This window comes from Staphylococcus sp. 17KM0847 (assembly GCF_013463155.1).
GTDB lineage: Bacteria > Bacillota > Bacilli > Staphylococcales > Staphylococcaceae > Staphylococcus.
On record NZ_CP040781.1, the window covers coordinates 627,140 to 645,472 of the forward strand.

Genomic DNA, 18,333 nt, shown 5'->3' on the forward strand with positions numbered 1-18,333 from the left:
GTTAATGATTATTGTTCACCACGATTTGAGCGCAAAATTAATAACAAGAAATAACTGATGAGCCCAAATAATAGTGTAATAAATAAAGCGTGGAACAACGCTATAATAAGATTGACTTCAGTAATGATAGAGAGTGCACCTGTTGTGACTTGTAGAATAATTAAAATAAAGCTGGCCGTATAACCATAATGAATGGTACGGTTATTTGGATAATGTTTGACTGCATGGATATATGTAAGTAATACAATAATAAATGCAAGTAATGCCATTATACGATGAGAAAGTTGTACCCAGTCATGGACATCATGAGGGACGAGGTCATCGAACGGTAGTGGCCATACGCCGTAAGCTAGACTTGATTCAGTATGTCTTACGAGAGCCCCTGTATAAATTGTGACATAAACAATACCTGTCATTATCCATGTATAAACTTGTAAAGGTTTTTCAACATGTACAATATTTGCTTCATACTTTTGATCAAGGTCGAAAATAATGAGTGTTAGAACAAATACTGATGAAAAACTAATTAATGATATTCCAAAATGTAACGCCAAGATATAGTCGTTTTGTTGCCACATAACAGCAGCAGCACCAACTAAAGCTTGAATCAATAAAAACCCAATACTAATTTTACAAAGTGGCTTGACTTCACGAATGTGTCCGATATTTTTCCATGCTGTAATCACAAGCCAAGATACAATAATGAGAGATAAACCTGAGACAGCTCTATGACTCAATTCAATGATTGTTTCAAGAGGGAGGTTTTCAGGAAGTAGGGCACCGTGACAGAGTGGCCAATCTGTACCGCAACCATCTTCAGACCCTGTTTTTGTGACGAGTGCACCACCTAGCTGCACCCATATCATCATCAACGTCGCTAAAACTGATAACCACTTTAGGTTGCGCTTTTTAAACAATGCTAAACACCTCGATATGCTATTATAATTCAATGGGAGTAGAGCTGAAAACTTAATTTATGTTAAAAGATTGTGTAGTCATATCTAAATCCCTTTTGTTGCTATTATAGCAAAAAGTCGATATATAATGTGTTATTCAACAAAAGGTTTTGAGTAATGTCGATAAAGTGTCACAAAAATTTCGGAATAAAGCTAGTCAATCCTAATACTTTCATATATCATTGTAATATATGACAAAAAAGGGGGGTAAATCAATGTCGAAATCAGAAGTAGTTAGTCAAACTACTGGACGTGTTTCATATAAAGAGCTTAAACAAGTGATTAAGTTGGGGCTTGTACAAGGTAACTTAATTCCTGCTTTTGCTGGTGCTTGGCTTGCGATAGTTATGACGCATCATTCATTTTTAGAGTCTATACCGCAACTTATTGTAATGATGATAGGGTCAACTTTAGTTATGGGTGGCTCTTGTGCATTGAACAACTATTACGATCAAGATATAGATAAAATTATGCCAAGTAAACAAAATCGCCCAACAGTGAATGATCGGATTTCAAACCGTCATTTAGTAATATTAAGTCTAAGTATGATGGCTATTGGAGAATTGCTTTTATTTATGATTAACGTTCCGGCTGGCGTCATTGGTTTAGCTGGTATTATTGGCTATGTATCATTTTATTCAATCTGGTCCAAACGACATACAACTTGGAACACAGTGATTGGTAGCTTCCCGGGTGCTGTTCCACCACTTATTGGTTGGGTAGCGATAGATGGTCATTTGAGTTTAATGGCCTTGACGCTTTTTGCAGTTGTTTTTGCATGGCAACCCATTCATTTTTACGCATTAGCAATTAAGCGTCGAGAAGAGTACAGTAAGGTAAACATTCCGATGTTACCATCAGTCAAAGGATTTAATCGGACGCGAGTAGGCATGTTTTTATGGTTGTTTGCATTATTGCCGTTACCGTTTGTAATGCATGAACTTGGCTTAACATTTATGATATTAGCTACTTTGCTAAATCTTGGTTGGATTGCTTTAGGATTTACAAGTTTTAGGGCAGCGGTAGATGAGATGAAATGGGCAACAAAAATGTTCATTTATTCTTTAAATTATCTTGTTGTATTTTTTGCATTGGTCGTTGTAGTTTCTTTAATTAAAATGATTTAAAAGATATATGAGTGAGGATGAGAACATGAGCTTACCTATTTTACCTACTATTAGTACAGCATGTATTGTAATTAGTGCGATTTTAGTAGCAATCGGCTGGCGTTTGATTTGGAAACGTCAAATTGAGCAACATAAAAAAGTAATGTTATGGGCAGCTATTTTTGCAGTACTGTTTTTTACAATTTATGCAAGTCGTACAATTTTCATTGGCAACACAGCATTTGGTGGTCCAGATTCTGTACGTCTTTATTATACAATTTTCTTGTTTTTCCATATTACACTTGCCACAATAGGAGCGGTATTTGGATTGATTCAAATTTTTACAGGTGTGAAAGATAAGTATAATGTTCACCGTAAAACAGGGCCGACAGCTTCTATTATATGGTTTTTTACTGCTATTACAGGTGTGGCAGTGTACGTATTGCTGTATGTTTTATATCCGGGTGGAGAAACAACATCATTGATTAAAGCAACATTTGGTTTTTAGGAGTTTGGAAATGATAGATAAGACGACTGGTCGACATTCTCAATGTGTGAAGACTGGTCGTTTTTTATGGCTGTCCATCTTCTGTGGTGGATAGATTATTAAAAGTGCCCCGTTTTATTTTATGATAATTTATATACGTAGAAATAGCTAGGTGTATCTAAGCGTACAATCCATTTAGGTTGTGCGCTTTTTTAAGTCCCATCATTTCTTGATTGATTGCTTTCCTGCAGGCCTCGTTCGAACTTACAAACACTTTAAACGGTCAAAGCGATAAAAATAGGCTTTGAGTTGATGAATACGTCTGTCTTCTAATATATCTATGATTTGATGGGTTTCATTATTGATAAAAAGAAAACTCATCTATTGATATATGTTGAGGTAAGTGAGATGACGGATGAACAGCTAATGATTGTGCTGTTTGGTGAATACATCGTTTCACAGTACTCGGAGACACACAACAATCCTTCGCAATAGAACGCACTTGTGTCAGTTTGTCCTGAATGGCTAACTTCACACAATTCGTAATAAAATAGTTTTCTTCCACAATCATTTTTAGAAAATGACTGTGGAAAACCGCCCTGTACCTCAACATGGTTTTGAACATCTACTACTTGTATATTTTTATCTTTTATTTTAAGTCGTTTTAATATATCATTACACATAGGCGCATCATGTCTCTTTTAATTTGGGTTTGAGCACTTAAATTTATAGAGACCTATGCGCTTTTTGTATACCACAAAAGGTGAAGAACCTAAAAATGCCCCCATAAAGTTGAATTTTTAGTCCAACTTTTGGGGGCACATCAATATGAGTTCAATAAGAGTGCTTTTTTATTTTGTTTCATTAATTGAAGCAGTTCGATAGTAATGAGGATGTTATCGTTATATATAATTTTTTAAGGTTTAATCTTTGTAATTAGAATATTTAAAAACAGACAGATGATTAATATGAGTAAAATAGATAAATGAACGGGAATATTAATGTATAAAGCTGACTTGATAAATAAAGCTCCAATTGCACCACCAAATCCTGCTACAGTGATGAAAATACTAGTTAATACATTCTTATTACTACTATATTGATTAATTATGCCGGCACCTAATGGAAACATAGGTGCTAGGAATAGAGCAAGTAAAAATAGAATTACTAATTTAATTACATCCTGTGTACTAAAATATACTAAAATAATATACAGTAAAAGTGATGTTGATGTATATATTAATAATAATGTCTCTAACTTGCACTTAGTTTTAGGTAATATAAAGGTGTATAGAAATCTTCCTATAATTATTCCAAGCCAAAATGTACTTACAGTAATGTAACTAAATTTATCGGAAACTAAATTAATATAGGGTAATAAATTTGAAAAGTTAGTTTCTATACTGATATAAAAGAAACACCATATAAGAATGATCATAACTATTATAGTTTTTTTATTAAAAATTAATGTAGGTATTATACTTCTATCGTTTTTGCTTACTTCAAATTTTAGTGGATATAACAATAGAAGTAAGAGTATGTTTATTAGTATTATAAATATAATAGAATATTTTATATCTGTATGATACTCAAACGCCCAAACAATAACAGGTAACAAAAATGAACCTAAAGCAAAGAATGATTCAATATATCCGAAAGTTTTAATGGAACTAAACTTATTATTAAAAATATACGATGCAATAGATGATTCTATAAATCCGGCACAAAAACCTAAAATAGCTACAAATAAGTATACAATTAAGTAATGTTCAAAAGTAATAAAAGTAATGGTAATTAATAGAATAGATAGATGAATTATTTTAAAATAATTCTTGATATCCTTATCTGTTAAGAAGGCAGAACAAAATACTCCAATCATAAATGTTATGAATTGGATACTTATTAAATTTGACACATCTGATTGATTCATATTAATCTCTATTTTTAAGAATTGGTTAAATGAACCGACAAAAGTGTGTATCATGCCAATAAGAAAATACATTAAAGAAAAATAGAGGATATGAAATTTATTCATTTCAATTCGACGAACTGTTTTGTTGATGACTATTAATACAGTATTCTAAAACTTCTTGTGCTTTCAAACCATCTTCAAAAGTAGAAATTGAAGTTTCTTTTCTATTCTTAATAGCCTTCAATAAGTTTATATGCGTATAGTAAAAGCTGTCTTTCCATCCATAAAATTCATTTTCCGGGTCAATATACTTCCTATCATCTAATTGAATTATCTGTTGAATACCATTGTTATTCAAAGTAACTATGCCACCATTTTTAGAAGAAAACTTAATTTCACCATTTGTTCCTGATATAGAAATGTAGAATCCACATAAATCTTCATCACAAGCTTTAGAAGTCTCTATATGAATATATTGCCCGTGATTAGTTACAAAAAAAGTCTCTGAATGATCATCAACTTGCACAATATTATCACCTTTTTGTTTTACTTTAGTTATCATTTTAGTTTTAATAGTCTCTACTTTCACACTACTGTCAGTAATGTAAGTAGCTAAATCAAGAAGATGAACCCCTAAATCTCCTAAAGCGCCACTACTTAATTTTGAACTTCCATCATCTCTCCAAGTAAATTGTTTTCTTCTATAAGCGCTATTCTTTAAAAATGCCATATGAATAGATATAATTTCACCTATTTTGTTATCATTTACTAGTTCTATAATCTTTTTTACAACAGCTAAATTTCTATAATTTAAGTTTATACTTTTTATATTCGGTGCATTATTGTAATCTCTTATTATATTCGATTCAGCAATATTAATAGTCAAAGGTTTTTCGCATATTACATCACAATTATCATCTAAAGATTTCACAATGTGTTCTACATGGCAAAACTTTGGAGAACATATCACAACAACATCAATTTTTGCTAACATAGAATGAATATCTTTAAATGGAGTTGTATTAAATTCTAAACAAAATTTTACTAATTTATTATCAACTATGTCATGTGCACCTAAAAGACATACACCGGGAATATTTTTTATTATTTCAGCATGTATTCTAGCAATGTTACCAGTACCAATGATTCCGTAATTAATCATTTTATACCTCCTATGAATTCATTGACATGTGTATATATACCTTTATAATAAGGATGCTTTGTATTATTAAATTTTTGTTTCAATTCCTTATCTCTACTGTTAGACATAATATATGCATAATCTAAGTATTGTAAGAACTCTTCATCGTTACCACTATCACCAAATCCAATAATTGATTTTTTAGGAATGCTATATTTATTCATTAAAAATTTCGTAGCATATAACTTACCTGAATTTTTAGGAGTAAAATCAATATCATAAGCATTTTCAGGATCACCAGCTAAAGGATTACAACGATTAAATCTCGAAGTATAATTTCTTATTTTAGAATATTGAATAAGATCTTCTAAAATTGTTTTATCTAAATTAATATCACCCGAAGAATAAAAATAGAAATTGTACAATGTTTCATTTTCTCGAAACTCTCTTTGAGGTGTAAACTTCACTTTATGCTTAACAGCAACAGTATTTAATATATCTAATACATCTTCTAATAAAAAGGGTTCAGTTAAAACTTCTTTTTTATATTCATCAGATTCAATATATTCGTAGTTATTCCATGTGAACATTTTAGAACTTAAATCGGAAAAAATATGTTTTGGTTTATATGACATATTAACTTTCATCATTTTTTCAAGAACACTTTCTATAGTACTACCTGTTAATATTGCTGTTATAACGTTATTATCCTCAGATATTTCCTGTAATAGTTCTTCCATTTTATTTAAATAAGGCATATCTGTTTGAGTAGTATTATGTTTATAGTAAGTTTCATCAAAGTCGAATAATATTAAACTTCTTTTCACTTTAATTCCTCCAGTATCATTTTTAAAGTGCTAATAACATATTCTTGTTCCTCGTTTGATAGATTGGGGTATAAAGGTAAACATAACAACTCTTTATGTAGTTTTTCGGTATTTGGCAGAAATACTTTTTTCTTATAGCTTAATTGTTTATGACTTAAGTAGGGATAATATATTTCTGATTGAACTCCAAATTTTTCAAGTTTTGATTTTATAAAGTCTCTCATATTATTTTTTATTCTGATAGGATAAAGATGCCATACAGATTTATCATCTAACGGGGGAAGAATAATATTATCCATATTACTTAATTCTTGATAATATTTTTCTGCAATTTTTAATCGTCTGTACTGGTTAAAAGTTAAATATTCCATTCTCACGATCCCTATTAGTGCTTGTGTATTATCAATTTTTGAATTAAAGCCGAAATCGACGATTTTCTTATTTTTTTCGTTTAAATCAAAGTCATGATAACTAATTAATCTACATTGATAATCTAGTTCAGCATTATTTGTTATAATAGCTCCAGCTTTACCACAAACACCTAAATTTTTATAAGGATTAAAACTTAATGCAGCTAAATCAGAATGTAGACCTACTTCCTCTAAACCAATTCCCTGACAAGCATCTTCAATCACCTTAATTTCGTATTTTGATGCTATATCTTTAATTTTTACCATGTCGCAAAAACGACCGTATAAATGAACGGGTAAAATTGCTTTTGTTTTGGGAGTAATTAGCTTTTCAATTGATGATGGACAAATAGTGAAGTCATCTTTTACATCAGCATAAATTGGGACTGCATCTAGAGATAACACAGCATTTTCTGTTGCAGAAAAACTATTTGAGGGCAATATTACTTCATCACCAGCTTTAACCCCTATAGCTATCAGTCCAATTGTCAAAGCTGAAGTGCCACTAGATAATGCAATTACATAATCAATAGATAAATATTCAGATAAATATTTTTCGAATTCAGAAATATATTTACCACTTGTATATTTACCTGTTGGTAAAAAATCTTTTAATACTTCCATAATTTTTTCTGACTCATCTTCTCTTATTAAACGGTTTACCGGCATAAATTCTACCTTTTGAATAACTCTAGTATCTGACAAGTTTTGTTTGGCAATATTTATATTACTTGAAAGATATTTGTTTGTATGCATTTCAGTGTGTTTTTGTAATTCTTGAATATTATTCCGAAACTTAAAAATACTACTAGACTTTAATGTCATAGATACACCACCTTATTTATGATAAACTTATACTAAATTATGGGAACATTCCCATGTCAATAATATTTTTGGAGGAGTTAATTGGAGGAGTTAAATGGATATTTTTGATGTGGCAAAAGCATGTAATGTTTCAAAGTCAACAGTATCTAGGATTTTAAACAATCATCCTTATGTTAATGAGGAGAAGAGAAAAAGAGTATTAAAGTATATTGAAGAAAATAATTACGTTCCTAATAATATTGCAACATATTTTAGAAATAGAACTACTAAATCCATCGGTATTTCAATACCTTATATTGATCATCCGTTCTTTTCTATAATCTCGTATGAATTAACAAAAAATTTTAATGAAAAGGGGTATAAGTCGTTTATTCATCAAACGTTTTGTTCACCAAGTAAAGAAGAGGAGATATTGATTTCATTAAAAAAAAACGAAATAGATGCAGTGGTTTTGTGTTCTGTAGAAAATCACCCAAATGTTATTGAATCATACTCTAGGCACGGATTAATTATTTCTAGTAATGATGCTAATCAAACTAAGAGGGTATCTAACTTTCATTTTGATGAGTTTAACATAGGAAAGACAGCTACTGAATATTTAATAAAGAAAGGGATAAATAATATTGCCATATGTATTGATAACCCCTTTAATGGTGCTCAAAAATTAAGGTTAAAAGGATATAAACGAGCTCTTTTAGAAAATGATATATCTTTTAAAGAAGAATACATATTTTCTTCAGCATTTACAATTAATGATGGCATAAAAATAGGTAAAAAAATTCAAGAAAACCACAAAGAAATACAAGGAATATATACTGGGAGCGACTATGTATCTGCAGGGATTTTTAAAGTATTGGGAAAGGATATACTTTTAATTGGGACTGATAATCATGATATATGTAAAATTTTAAATCCTCATCTTCCTAGTATTTCTCTTCCTATAGAAAGAATGGCGAAAGATATATGTGATCATGTAATCAAAAATCTATCAATTAATGAAAATGAAGTAGTAGATAAAATATATTCATACAGGATTGTTACTCATTAATAATTTTATTATATGATGAAAATGAAGTGTCGATAGCGTTCTGAAAATGTCGTTTTTAGTGGTTTATAAATGTCGCATATTAAGGTTTTTTCGGTTTTATAATCTTTTAATCGGTATGACTCAGCGGTAATTTTAAATACTTTAGAAAGGTGAATTAAATGATCAATTATAGCTGTTGATGCAATTCCGTCATAAAGAGTTAAAGATGCAGTAAAGAAAAATGGATGGAATCAAAATGACAAGTCTAAGTATGTATGAGAAGTTAAATATCAAATACAAAAGGGCTGGGACATAATGTCCGCCTCTTTTTACAAGAAGGCTGTCCACCTTTTGTGGTGGATAGATTATTAAAAGTACCCCGTTTTATTTTATGATAATTTATATACGTAGAAATAGTTAGGTATGTTTAAGCGTGATGGGGTGTACGTTTTTTAAGTCCAATCATTTCCCGATTGATTGCTTTCCTACAGGCCTCGTTCGAACTTATAAACACTTTAAACGGTCAAATCGATAAAAATAGGCTTTGAGTTGATGAATACGTCTGTCTTCTAATATATCTATGATTTGATGGGTTTCATTATTGATAAAAAGAAAACTCATCTATTGATATATGTTGAGGTAAGTGAGATGACGGATGAACCGTCAATGATTGTGCTGTTTGGTGAATACATCGTTTCACAGTACTCGGAGACACACAACAATCCTTCGCAATATCAACTTCAGAACGCACTTGTGTCATCTTGTCTTGATCTTATCTTGAATGGCCAGCTTCACACGATTTGTAATAAAACAGTTCTCTTTCACAATATTTGTAGAAGCTGTAAAGGTGCTTTGACAGTACTGACACTTATAACGTTGCTTCGCTAGATTAAAGTAAACATAGGATTCTTGAGACTTTAACAACGTTAAACGAGATATACACTTACCATGTTTATGAATGTGTCCCTCATTCTTGTGTCCACATTTTCCACAACACTGAGGTGTATATGAAAGCGTACCATAAATGACTGTGAAAAACAGACCTGTATTTCAAGAAGTACTCAATTTTGTAAGAATGGGAGATCGATTTGTAGTAGAATTGATTGATAGTTTAGGTCGTAATTAGGATGAGGTGTTTAACACAGTTAATTAAGTTCAATATTAAATTAACATAAGTTTCCTTATCGGAAGTGCATATGCTTCAAAAGATACAGATGGTATAATAATAAAGTCGCCTTAACTTCCATAGGCGAAATTACTATGGAAGGAGGTGAGACCTATGGCAATTCTCTTTGTTAGTATAATTGCACCTGTGATTTCAGGATGCATTGTTGCGATTTTCACGTTTTGGCTAAACAATCGTAACAAGTAATAAGGCGACATAGCTGCACCAAAAAATCCCCTCACTATTTCCGGTAGTGAGGGGATTGGTGTACCTATGGAACTCTCTTTGTTAAATACAGTATAACATCATAATGGATAGGAATGCAAAATTGTAAAATATAAATAAGTAATATGAAGAGGATGGACTGGAAATGAGCATTATTACAAGAGAAAATGAAGAAATAGTTATTGCCATTTTAAAGAATGGCTAACTTCACACAATTCGTAATAAAACAGTTCTCTTTCACAATATTTGTAGAAGCTGTAAAGGTGCTTTGACAGTACTGACACTTATAACGTTGTTTCGCTAGATTAAAGTAAACATAGGATTCTTGAGACTTTAACAACGTTAAACGAGATATACGCTTACCATGTTTATGAATATGCCCCTCATTCTTGTGTCCATATTTTTCACAACACCGAGGTGTATATGAAAGCGTACCATAAATGACTGTAGAGAGCTGCCCTCGTACTTCAACATCATCTTGAACATCTACCACTTGTATATATTGTCTTTTATTTTAAGTCGTTTTAATATATCATTACACATAGGCGCATCATGTCTCCTTTAATTTGGGTTTGAGCACTTAAATTTATAGAGACCTATGCGTTTTTTGTATACTAAAAAGAGGAAGAACCTTTTTTATTGAGTGATAAGTTGTAATTTTGTTTTAAAGATAAATACGATACAATGGATTATGATAAAGCGTAGAATGGAGGGGTGATGTGAAACGTTTAATAATAAAAATATTAGCAGTGATCGTGCTAATCGGTTTTGTAATCTATCTTTTTTATGCGCCCCGTCTTGAGTTTGATGTATTAGAAAATCCCAATCAATCCTCAAATCGTCCATTGAAAAAAGCCGAACCCCATCTAAATGTTGAAGAAAATCCAAAGCTCAAAGATGGACTGGGTCTATTAATAGGTAAAAATATGACAAGTGTATCAGACAAATTAGGGCAAGCAGATCGTGTGTATCAAGCTTTAGAAAATAATAAAACGTATGTTTATCATCGCAAAGATTTATATGTGTTGGTCACAGCTCAACAAGATAAAGTAAAATCGATATATATGACTGGGACAAATACAAAAGAAGAAAGTGGACCTATTCAAGTAGGTGATGATGCATCTACATTGTATAATAAGTATACAATTAATACGGAACCAGAATTCCAATTTGAAGGAAAATATTATCATTTTGAATTATCAGATAGAGATGTTAAAACACAAGCGTTGATTCAGTTCGACAATATATTTGCACAAGTATTTATTGATCAGCAGAGTAATGAAATAACAGGAATACGTTATTTAGATAAAGAAGCGCTTATTACTATTAATCCTTATTCACAAAATGAGGATCATACAGAAGATACTCAAAATACCAAAGAAATATACAGTCCAGAACAAAATGCAAACCAATTGTTGACATTATATGAATTAACGAATGAAATGCGTCAGCGTTATCAACGTGAACCTTTAAAAGTAAACGCAACATTAGAAAATGTAGCAACAGTTAATTTATTCCACTCGATAGATGGTTCATCTACTGAATTTACAGAAAGTAGTTTGATTGATCTTGTCAATCAAACGTCGCTATCGTATCAATCTATATCACAAAATGTAGGTTATAATTTTAATGATGTTCCAACGCTAGTGAATAGTTGGATAAACTCTGATGTACACCGTTCACGTATGTTAAGTAGTAAATATTCAGAAATGGGCGGTCAGATTGATCGAGATTATTATTTACTCATCTTTGTAGAAAGAGGAGAGGATCAAAATGGTGTTTGATGAACAATTTATGCAAGTATTAGATGAAATAGATGCATTAGCACTGTTAATTCGTGAGTCAGACATCTACAAACGTTATCATAAAGCACAAAAAGCATTGATGCGTGATGATGAGGCACAGCAGCATTATCAATGCTTTATGGATAGTAAGGCGCGATATGATGAGGTTGGACGATTCGGACGTTATCATCCTGATTATCATGAGGTCATGTTAGAGGTACGGCGTCGTAAACGTGTATATGAGTGTCATGAAACAGTGGCAATGTTTAAGCAATGCGAGCATGACTTGCAACTATTATTAGATGAAGTTGTAACGATTTTAGCTGAGAGTGTGTCAGAACATGTTAAGGTGGATGCAGGTACACCATTATTCAATCAAGGTGGAGGATGTGGCTGTGGTTCAGGAGGGAGCTGTCAATGCCAAGTATAATGAAATAGACAATATACTTGATAAAACAAGTAATGAATAATAGAGGGCTGGATTGGAAATCTAGGAAGCATAGGTTTTCAATCCAGCCCTTTTAGGTACTATAAATGATTGTTATCATTTCAATGATGTAAACTTAAAAACTGTTTGCCAATTTCTGGACTATCGGTTACGAGTGTATGGACGCCCATAGATACAAGATCGGTCATTTGATCGATCTTGTTAACGCCATAAAAGCATGGAGCAATATTTTGGCTATTCAGCCATTGAATCAGTTTAGGTTGTGTTAAAGGTATCCCCTTATATTTTGTAGGCATTTGAAATGTATGGGCCTGACCTGTATAAAAAAGACCTAAACCACTTAAATGTTTTAAAATGCCATCTGTAACTTCTGCTTGGCTAGCGCCTGTTGCGATCTCTCCGTTATTATAACTATTGAAACGATCAATTTGCTTTTTATAAAAACTTGTGACAAGTACACGTGACTCCGCATGATTCCTTTTAATAATATCGTAAAGGCGTTTAGCAGCGACTTTGCCTTCATATGTGTTGGGGTGGTCTTTAATATCAATATTCACTAATTGATCAGGATACTTTTGGAGCAATGTATCCATTGTCATAATTTTAGCATGAGGATGTCCTCGATATGGATGATGCCCATTAATGTCAGTAAAATGATAGCCAGCATCTAAAGCTTGAAGCTCGGCTAGTGTATAATGAGAAACGAAGCCAGAACCATTTGTTGTCCGATCGATAGTAGCATCATGAAAAACAATAACCGCTTCATCTTTTGTTAGGCGAATATCAGTTTCAAATCCTGTTAAATTCATAGACGCAGAATAGTCAAAGGCGAGTTGTGTTGATTCTGGACGTGTCTGCATACCGCCACGATGACTCAACACATAGGGGGCTGAGTGTTTGAAAAAGGGTTTGATCATACGTTTCTGTTGCTTCTGTTGCTTTTTAATCATATAAATCATACTGCTTATAACACTAGAAACACCAATGATAGAACTTATCAGAATATATCGTGTTTTTGTCATAAAACCCTCTCCTTGAAGTAGAATTCAATATTTTATATCTTTTCTCTCGACTTCTAATCATGGTAGGATAATAAGAGAGTGCGAGGTGAAAAAATTTGGAAATCGTACAACGTGAAAATTTAATTATTTATTTAAAAAATATGAAACATGAGCGTCATATTCGTAAGTATGGTCATATTGTATATAGTAATAAAAAGTACAAATATGTCTCGATGTATGTCAATGTTGACCGTATCGATGATGTCGTTAATAGGTTGACTCAATTAAAATATGTAACACAAATTCATGGTTCACCTTATAAAACATTAAAAAAAGTGTATGACAAAGAAAAGCATGAATGGTTAAACTAGTTTATTCTAATGGCGGAATCCAACGTTGTAGCCGTAAAACGCTTTTAAGGTAATTAAAATAAAGATCTAATTCTGGATAGTCATCGGGTGCATGAACATCAATACCGACTATTTCGATATTGTAAGGCATTGCGAATGATTGGATAAGTTCGTATTTTTTATTACTTTTAGGGTATGGATATGGCATTGCATCGAGCATGATATACATTGCTTGAAATTTGCGATGACGTGTAGGATTCATGATGATGGCTACGGAAGAGCGTTGTTTTTTAGACTTTGGTGTATGAAAGAATACGATTTTAGCAATACGTTCATGATTATAGTCAATAAGTGCTTGGAATTCATACAAATCTGTTAAACCGTGACCTAATACGATAAAAGATTGTTGCATAGTATACCTCCTTAAATATAGAGTATAGTAAAAATAAAATAAGATTGGAAGTGGCAATGGATGCGTGTCATTGCAGGAAATCATAAAAGTAAATCATTAGAAACTTTAGAAGGGCGTCATACGCGTCCAACAATGGATAAAGTGAAGGAAGGCATATTTAATAGCTTACAAAGTATAGAAGGATTAGGTCTTGATTTGTTTGCAGGAAGTGGAAGTTTAGGTATTGAGGCTTTATCTAGAGGTATGGAAAAAGTAATTTTTGTAGACCAAAATATGCGCGCAGTCAAAGTGATTCATAATAATTTAAAGCGCTTAGATTTGGCTCATCAAGCAGAGGTATATCGCAATAATGCTGACCGTGCACTAAAAGCATTAAGCAAACGAGAGATACAATTTGATATTATTTTTTTAGATCCGCCTTATGAAAAAGGTTTAATAGATAAAGCATTACAACAAATTCATTCGTTTGATTTATTAAAAAATAATGGTATTATCGTGTGTGAGTTTAGCCATCGTGAAGAGATTAACACAAAACCATTTGAGGAGATTAAACGTTATCATTATGGCTTAACAGATACTTGTGTTTTACATAAAGGAGAACGTCATGGTTAATACAAAAGCGGTCATTCCCGGAAGTTTTGATCCAATTACTAACGGACATATTGATATTATCGAAAGAAGTTCAGATCGATTTGATGAGCTACATGTTTGTGTACTACGCAACATGAAAAAGAGTGGTACATTTTCAGTAGAGGAGCGCATCGATTTAATTAAAGACTCTGTGGCACACTTGCCTAATGTTCACGTGCATTCTTTTGGTGGTTTATTAGTTGACTTTTGCGATAAGATTGGTGCAACTACGATTATTCGGGGGTTGCGTGCAGTGAGTGATTTTGAATATGAATTACGTCTTACATCAATGAATAAAAAGTTAAATAATAAAGTTGAAACATTATATATGATGACTTCAACAGAATATTCATTTTTAAGCTCAAGTGTTGTGAAAGAAGTGGCACAATATGATGCAAATATTTCAGAGTTTGTACCACAACATGTTGAAAAAGCACTGGTGGCAAAGTATAAAAAGTAGAAGAGAAATAAGGTGTGGAGCAGAAAGTGCATCTTTGTAAACAGTTGTCATCAACCTGTTCCGACAAGGGTATCTAAAGTGAAAAAGTTGGTTTGAAATGTATTTTCACTTCAGACACCTACTATGGTTTATAGATATTTATGTACTTAATTTAGGATAACTGATAATTTTTACTCTGTTGTTATCTTTGTCGTAGTCGTATAAGCTATATATTTAAATTATGAATAAATATACACGGGAGTATTAAAGTCATCTTGTGTACTACCAGTAAGAATATTATAAATACGCGTGGCTTTGATTTCATTTGTAATATATAAGGCGTTATTTTGGTTGACATTGGTAATGATGTTTATATTAGGTGTATGTTGCTTGAGCCACTTTAAGTAATGTTGCCCTTGACGAGACATTGCAAGGATATGTGCAGCATTTATATCTATACACTTTGCTACATCTTGTTGCTTAACATTTAACAATACGTTCATAAGCAAACGTTGAATATGTGTATAAGTATAACGTTTTGTTTTTAATTGTTGCATTAAGTCATCATATGATGTTGCACGTTGTATACATTTAATTAGGCGATGTTCAAACCCTTCTGACATCGTATAAATGTGTTTTAAAGACGCAGCATCTTGTTGAAAAATAGTGAGCTTTAGCATATCAAATAAGCGTGACTGATGACGATATGCATTGACAAATAGTGAATGATTCGTCTCAGGTACCATCTCTCGCCATTTGTTGTCTCCATTAGTAATTGCACATCTGATTGCAGATCCACTAGCAAATGTATGGTGCTGAAAAGTGGTTTCGTGGTGCTGTGTGTGTTGGCGTAAAATCGTATAAGGTTTAATGTTGCTCGAAAGTTGATAAAGTTGTTTTAAGTATGAAATAGCGAGTATATTATTAGGTGATTGAAGCAATGTATTATCAATATGTTCCCCTACAATACGTGCATAGGACTTTCCTTGTTTCATAGCTTGTTGAAAAGAAACTGTATGTTCGACGTTTAGCAATGTTAAAGCTGCTTGGTTCAGCGCTTTAATATCACCCGATTCACTACCAAAGCACAATGCATCGGCAGAAAGATAATCTGCCAGTTGAATGCCTGTACGGGCAAAGGTGTCACTCGAAGACAATGAACCGATGAGTGGCATTTCGACCACTAAGTCAACGCCAGCCATAGCCATCTGTGCACGCTGAAACTTATTAAAAAGTGCTGGTGTTCCTCGCATAACAAAATGACCACTCATAATAGCAATCGTTACGTCAGCACCTGTCTGTTGCTTTGCAGTAAGTGCATGATAGAGGTGTCCGTTGTGAAAAGGATTATATTCTGTAATTAAAGCAACACTTTTCATTTGCAATCTATCCTTTCATCTTTCATTATGAGTATTGTAACAGAAGATAAGATGTTAAGAAAAAATCTTGACAACTTGCTTAGGTAAAGTTAAAATAAATTTTGTGCTTGTTAGAGGTGAAACCATATGAAATGGTCAATAACACAATTGAGAAAATATCAAGGACAACCTTTTAAGATTGATCAAACGATTGAATTCAATGATTTAGAACGTCAATTGGATATCATCAACTTGTCTCCGATACAAGTTGACGGTACACTTAACGTTAAATCATCAGAAGTTGTAGCAAATATGCGCTTGCGTGGTGTTTATACAATACCATGTGCAAGGACACTTGTTCCAGTAGAAGTGCCCTTTGATACAACAACAACTGAAGTGTTTGATCTTGATGGTTTGTATGAAGATGAAGACGATGAATATTATCATCTTGCGACAGATGGCATGATTGATTTGCGACATATCGCTGAAGAAATCATTATGTTAGAAAAACCGATGCGTGTCACTGCTGAAAACAGTGATGATATGCTGACAGGTGGTCAAGGTTGGGACGTTATTGACGAAGACGATTTGGAACACAACCCACCTCAAGATGAATCAAATGTGCATGTCGATCCGAGACTTCAAAAATTACAACAATTATACGATGAGAATGATCATGCACACTAATTTCAGTGGCAGTTCGTCATAAGGAAGCGAATATAAGGGAGGATTAATCATGGCAGTACCAAAAAGAAGAACTTCTAAAACAAGAAAAAACAAACGCCGTACACATTTTAAATTAGCAGTACCGGGTATGCAAGAGTGCCCAAGCTGTGGTGAATTAAAATTATCTCACCGTGTATGCCCAAGCTGTGGCTCTTACAAAGGCGAAGAAGTTGTATCTAAATAATAGACAACGCTTTTCATATTTTAATAACAGTTCAATGTTTATGCTCAAGGTTTACAAAACTTTTGTAAATGTTGAGCTTTTTTATTTTAGAGTATTTAAGATAATCCATGTTAAAATATAGGAAACTTGTGAAAAAGAGGGTTGAAATGGAACAGATTACTTCCGTACAAAATATTAAAATTAAAAACTATAACAAACTTAAAAAGAAAAAAGAACGCGATAAGCAGCAACGAGCGATTATCGAAGGTTTTCATTTGATTGAAGAGGCATTTAATAGTGATGTCCTCATTGAACAACTTTTTATGATTGAACCTTCACGGATTCCAGAAGAGATACAACAAGCAGCAAAAGAATGTTTTATAATTAATCAAAAAGTTGCGGAAGCATTATCCGGTACTGTTACGCCACAAGGTATTTTTGCAGTGATTCAGAAGTCATCAGTAAACATAGATCATGCGACACAAGTGCTTGTACTTGATCGCATTCAAGATCCGGGGAACCTTGGAACGCTGATACGTACAGCTGATGCTGCTGGCTTGGATTTAGTTGTAGTGGCTAAAGGTACAGCAGATGTATATCAAGAGAAAGTACTACGTGCGAGCCAAGGGAGTGTATTTCACATTCCTACGGTAGAAGTGCCAGATGTGGTGAAGTATGTACAAAATTTTTCAGGCCCTGTATATGGTACAGCATTGCATAATGCAATATCTTACCGAGACGTACAGTCACAACAAGATACTTTTGCATTAGTATTAGGTAATGAAGGACAAGGTATGTCAGAAGAACTCCTTCAAATTACAACACAAAATATGATGATTCCTTTACATGGTCGTGCAGAAAGTTTGAATGTTGCTATTGCAGCAGGGATTTTAATGTTTCATCTAAAAGGTTGACCCTATTATTAAGGATGTATATAATAG

At 32.7% G+C, this 18,333-nt stretch carries 23 protein-coding genes and 1 pseudogene; 13 read left to right on the plus strand and 11 right to left on the minus strand.

Going from position 1 to position 18,333, the window contains the following annotated elements:
• Positions 1-8: 8 nt before the first annotated feature.
• Complete coding sequence (locus tag FGL66_RS03000; RefSeq protein WP_180810136.1) at positions 9-917, minus strand: COX15/CtaA family protein; 909 nt, start codon at positions 915-917, stop codon at positions 9-11.
• Between the two features lie 254 nt (positions 918-1,171).
• Here FGL66_RS03000 and cyoE point away from each other — a divergent pair, with 254 nt between their 5' ends.
• Positions 1,172-2,083: a heme o synthase gene (cyoE, locus tag FGL66_RS03005; protein WP_180810137.1), complete on the plus strand. Its 912-nt coding sequence runs from the start codon at positions 1,172-1,174 to the stop codon at positions 2,081-2,083.
• Positions 2,084-2,108: 25 nt separating this feature from the next.
• Complete coding sequence (locus FGL66_RS03010; protein ID WP_180810138.1) at positions 2,109-2,570, plus strand: DUF420 domain-containing protein; 462 nt, start codon at positions 2,109-2,111, stop codon at positions 2,568-2,570.
• Between the two features lie 337 nt (positions 2,571-2,907).
• Here FGL66_RS03010 and FGL66_RS03015 read toward each other — a convergent pair whose 3' ends face one another.
• The 5 genes from FGL66_RS03015 to FGL66_RS03035 form a co-directional block, all read right to left on the minus strand.
• Positions 2,908-3,162, minus strand: a complete 255-nt coding sequence (locus FGL66_RS03015; RefSeq protein ID WP_180810139.1) for a helix-turn-helix domain-containing protein — start codon at positions 3,160-3,162, stop codon at positions 2,908-2,910.
• 303 nt (positions 3,163-3,465) lie between these two features.
• Positions 3,466-4,584 (minus strand): MFS transporter, encoded by a 1,119-nt coding sequence (locus tag FGL66_RS03020; protein WP_180810140.1) that lies wholly within the window; start codon positions 4,582-4,584, stop codon positions 3,466-3,468.
• Between the two features lies 1 nt (position 4,585).
• Positions 4,586-5,623, minus strand: a complete 1,038-nt coding sequence (locus tag FGL66_RS03025) for a Gfo/Idh/MocA family protein (protein WP_180810141.1) — start codon at positions 5,621-5,623, stop codon at positions 4,586-4,588.
• Positions 5,620-6,429 carry an HAD-IIB family hydrolase gene (locus tag FGL66_RS03030; protein WP_180810142.1) on the minus strand — a complete coding sequence of 270 codons (810 nt, stop codon included), beginning with the start codon at positions 6,427-6,429 and terminating at the stop codon, positions 5,620-5,622. The genes FGL66_RS03025 and FGL66_RS03030 overlap by 4 nt, the downstream gene beginning before the upstream one ends.
• Positions 6,426-7,664, minus strand: coding sequence for a DegT/DnrJ/EryC1/StrS family aminotransferase (locus tag FGL66_RS03035; RefSeq protein ID WP_180810143.1), 1,239 nt, complete (start codon positions 7,662-7,664; stop codon positions 6,426-6,428). The genes FGL66_RS03030 and FGL66_RS03035 overlap by 4 nt, the downstream gene beginning before the upstream one ends.
• A 94-nt stretch (positions 7,665-7,758) precedes the next feature.
• Between FGL66_RS03035 and FGL66_RS03040 the strand changes: the two genes are divergently transcribed.
• On the plus strand, positions 7,759-8,712 hold the full coding sequence (locus tag FGL66_RS03040) for a LacI family DNA-binding transcriptional regulator (RefSeq protein ID WP_180810144.1): 954 nt from the start codon (positions 7,759-7,761) through the stop codon (positions 8,710-8,712).
• A 577-nt stretch (positions 8,713-9,289) separates the two neighbouring features.
• Here FGL66_RS03040 and FGL66_RS03045 read toward each other — a convergent pair.
• On the minus strand, positions 9,290-9,451 hold the full coding sequence (locus tag FGL66_RS03045; RefSeq protein WP_180810145.1) for a hypothetical protein: 162 nt from the start codon (positions 9,449-9,451) through the stop codon (positions 9,290-9,292).
• A gap of 267 nt (positions 9,452-9,718) precedes the next feature.
• Between FGL66_RS03045 and FGL66_RS03055 the strand changes: the two are divergent.
• Both FGL66_RS03055 and FGL66_RS03060 read left to right on the plus strand, forming a co-directional pair.
• Positions 9,719-9,814 (plus strand): annotated as a pseudogene (locus tag FGL66_RS03055) (recombinase family protein); the annotation flags it as partial.
• 156 nt (positions 9,815-9,970) lie between these two features.
• Positions 9,971-10,063 (plus strand): type I toxin-antitoxin system Fst family toxin, encoded by a 93-nt coding sequence (locus tag FGL66_RS03060; RefSeq protein ID WP_023016171.1) that lies wholly within the window; start codon positions 9,971-9,973, stop codon positions 10,061-10,063.
• 208 nt (positions 10,064-10,271) lie between these two features.
• On the opposite strand, the gene FGL66_RS03065 is transcribed toward FGL66_RS03060, so the two are convergent.
• Positions 10,272-10,574, minus strand: coding sequence for a transposase (locus FGL66_RS03065; RefSeq protein ID WP_180810146.1), 303 nt, complete (start codon positions 10,572-10,574; stop codon positions 10,272-10,274).
• A gap of 226 nt (positions 10,575-10,800) precedes the next feature.
• Between FGL66_RS03065 and FGL66_RS03070 the strand changes: the two genes are divergently transcribed.
• On the plus strand, positions 10,801-11,865 hold the full coding sequence (locus tag FGL66_RS03070) for a CAP-associated domain-containing protein (protein WP_180810147.1): 1,065 nt from the start codon (positions 10,801-10,803) through the stop codon (positions 11,863-11,865).
• Positions 11,858-12,295, plus strand: coding sequence for a YlbF/YmcA family competence regulator (locus tag FGL66_RS03075; protein ID WP_180810461.1), 438 nt, complete (start codon positions 11,858-11,860; stop codon positions 12,293-12,295). Before FGL66_RS03070 ends, FGL66_RS03075 begins: the two co-directional genes overlap by 8 nt.
• A gap of 119 nt (positions 12,296-12,414) precedes the next feature.
• On the opposite strand, the gene FGL66_RS03080 is transcribed toward FGL66_RS03075, so the two are convergent.
• The gene (locus tag FGL66_RS03080; protein ID WP_180810148.1) at positions 12,415-13,335 is read right to left on the minus strand and encodes a lysophosphatidylglycerol phospholipase D; all 921 of its coding nucleotides are present in this window, start codon (positions 13,333-13,335) and stop codon (positions 12,415-12,417) included.
• A 95-nt stretch (positions 13,336-13,430) separates the two neighbouring features.
• Here FGL66_RS03080 and FGL66_RS03085 point away from each other — a divergent pair, with 95 nt between their 5' ends.
• Positions 13,431-13,685, plus strand: a complete 255-nt coding sequence (locus FGL66_RS03085; protein ID WP_180810149.1) for a DUF2129 domain-containing protein — start codon at positions 13,431-13,433, stop codon at positions 13,683-13,685.
• A gap of 1 nt (position 13,686) precedes the next feature.
• Here the strand turns inward: FGL66_RS03085 and FGL66_RS03090 are convergent, their stop codons facing one another.
• Complete coding sequence (locus FGL66_RS03090; RefSeq protein WP_180810150.1) at positions 13,687-14,076, minus strand: DUF7147 family protein; 390 nt, start codon at positions 14,074-14,076, stop codon at positions 13,687-13,689.
• Positions 14,077-14,136: 60 nt separating this feature from the next.
• Between FGL66_RS03090 and rsmD the strand changes: the two genes are divergently transcribed.
• Together rsmD and coaD are read left to right on the plus strand one after the other, a co-directional pair.
• Positions 14,137-14,688 carry a 16S rRNA (guanine(966)-N(2))-methyltransferase RsmD gene (gene rsmD, locus FGL66_RS03095; RefSeq protein WP_180810151.1) on the plus strand — a complete coding sequence of 184 codons (552 nt, stop codon included), beginning with the start codon at positions 14,137-14,139 and terminating at the stop codon, positions 14,686-14,688.
• Complete coding sequence (gene coaD, locus FGL66_RS03100) at positions 14,681-15,166, plus strand: pantetheine-phosphate adenylyltransferase (RefSeq protein ID WP_180810152.1); 486 nt, start codon at positions 14,681-14,683, stop codon at positions 15,164-15,166. Before rsmD ends, coaD begins: the two co-directional genes overlap by 8 nt.
• Positions 15,167-15,384: 218 nt before the next feature.
• Here coaD and FGL66_RS03105 read toward each other — a convergent pair whose 3' ends face one another.
• The gene (locus FGL66_RS03105; protein WP_180810153.1) at positions 15,385-16,524 is read right to left on the minus strand and encodes a nucleotidyltransferase; all 1,140 of its coding nucleotides are present in this window, start codon (positions 16,522-16,524) and stop codon (positions 15,385-15,387) included.
• A 126-nt stretch (positions 16,525-16,650) separates the two neighbouring features.
• On the opposite strand from FGL66_RS03105, the gene FGL66_RS03110 reads away from it, so the two are divergent.
• The 3 genes from FGL66_RS03110 (at position 16,651) to FGL66_RS03120 (ending at position 18,306) form a co-directional block, all read left to right on the plus strand.
• Positions 16,651-17,190, plus strand: a complete 540-nt coding sequence (locus FGL66_RS03110) for a YceD family protein (protein ID WP_180810154.1) — start codon at positions 16,651-16,653, stop codon at positions 17,188-17,190.
• A gap of 49 nt (positions 17,191-17,239) precedes the next feature.
• A complete protein-coding gene (gene rpmF / locus FGL66_RS03115; RefSeq protein WP_180810155.1) occupies positions 17,240-17,413 on the plus strand; it encodes a 50S ribosomal protein L32 in 174 nt (57 codons plus the stop codon).
• A 146-nt stretch (positions 17,414-17,559) separates the two neighbouring features.
• On the plus strand, positions 17,560-18,306 hold the full coding sequence (locus tag FGL66_RS03120; RefSeq protein ID WP_180810156.1) for a TrmH family RNA methyltransferase: 747 nt from the start codon (positions 17,560-17,562) through the stop codon (positions 18,304-18,306).
• Positions 18,307-18,333: the final 27 nt, after the last annotated feature.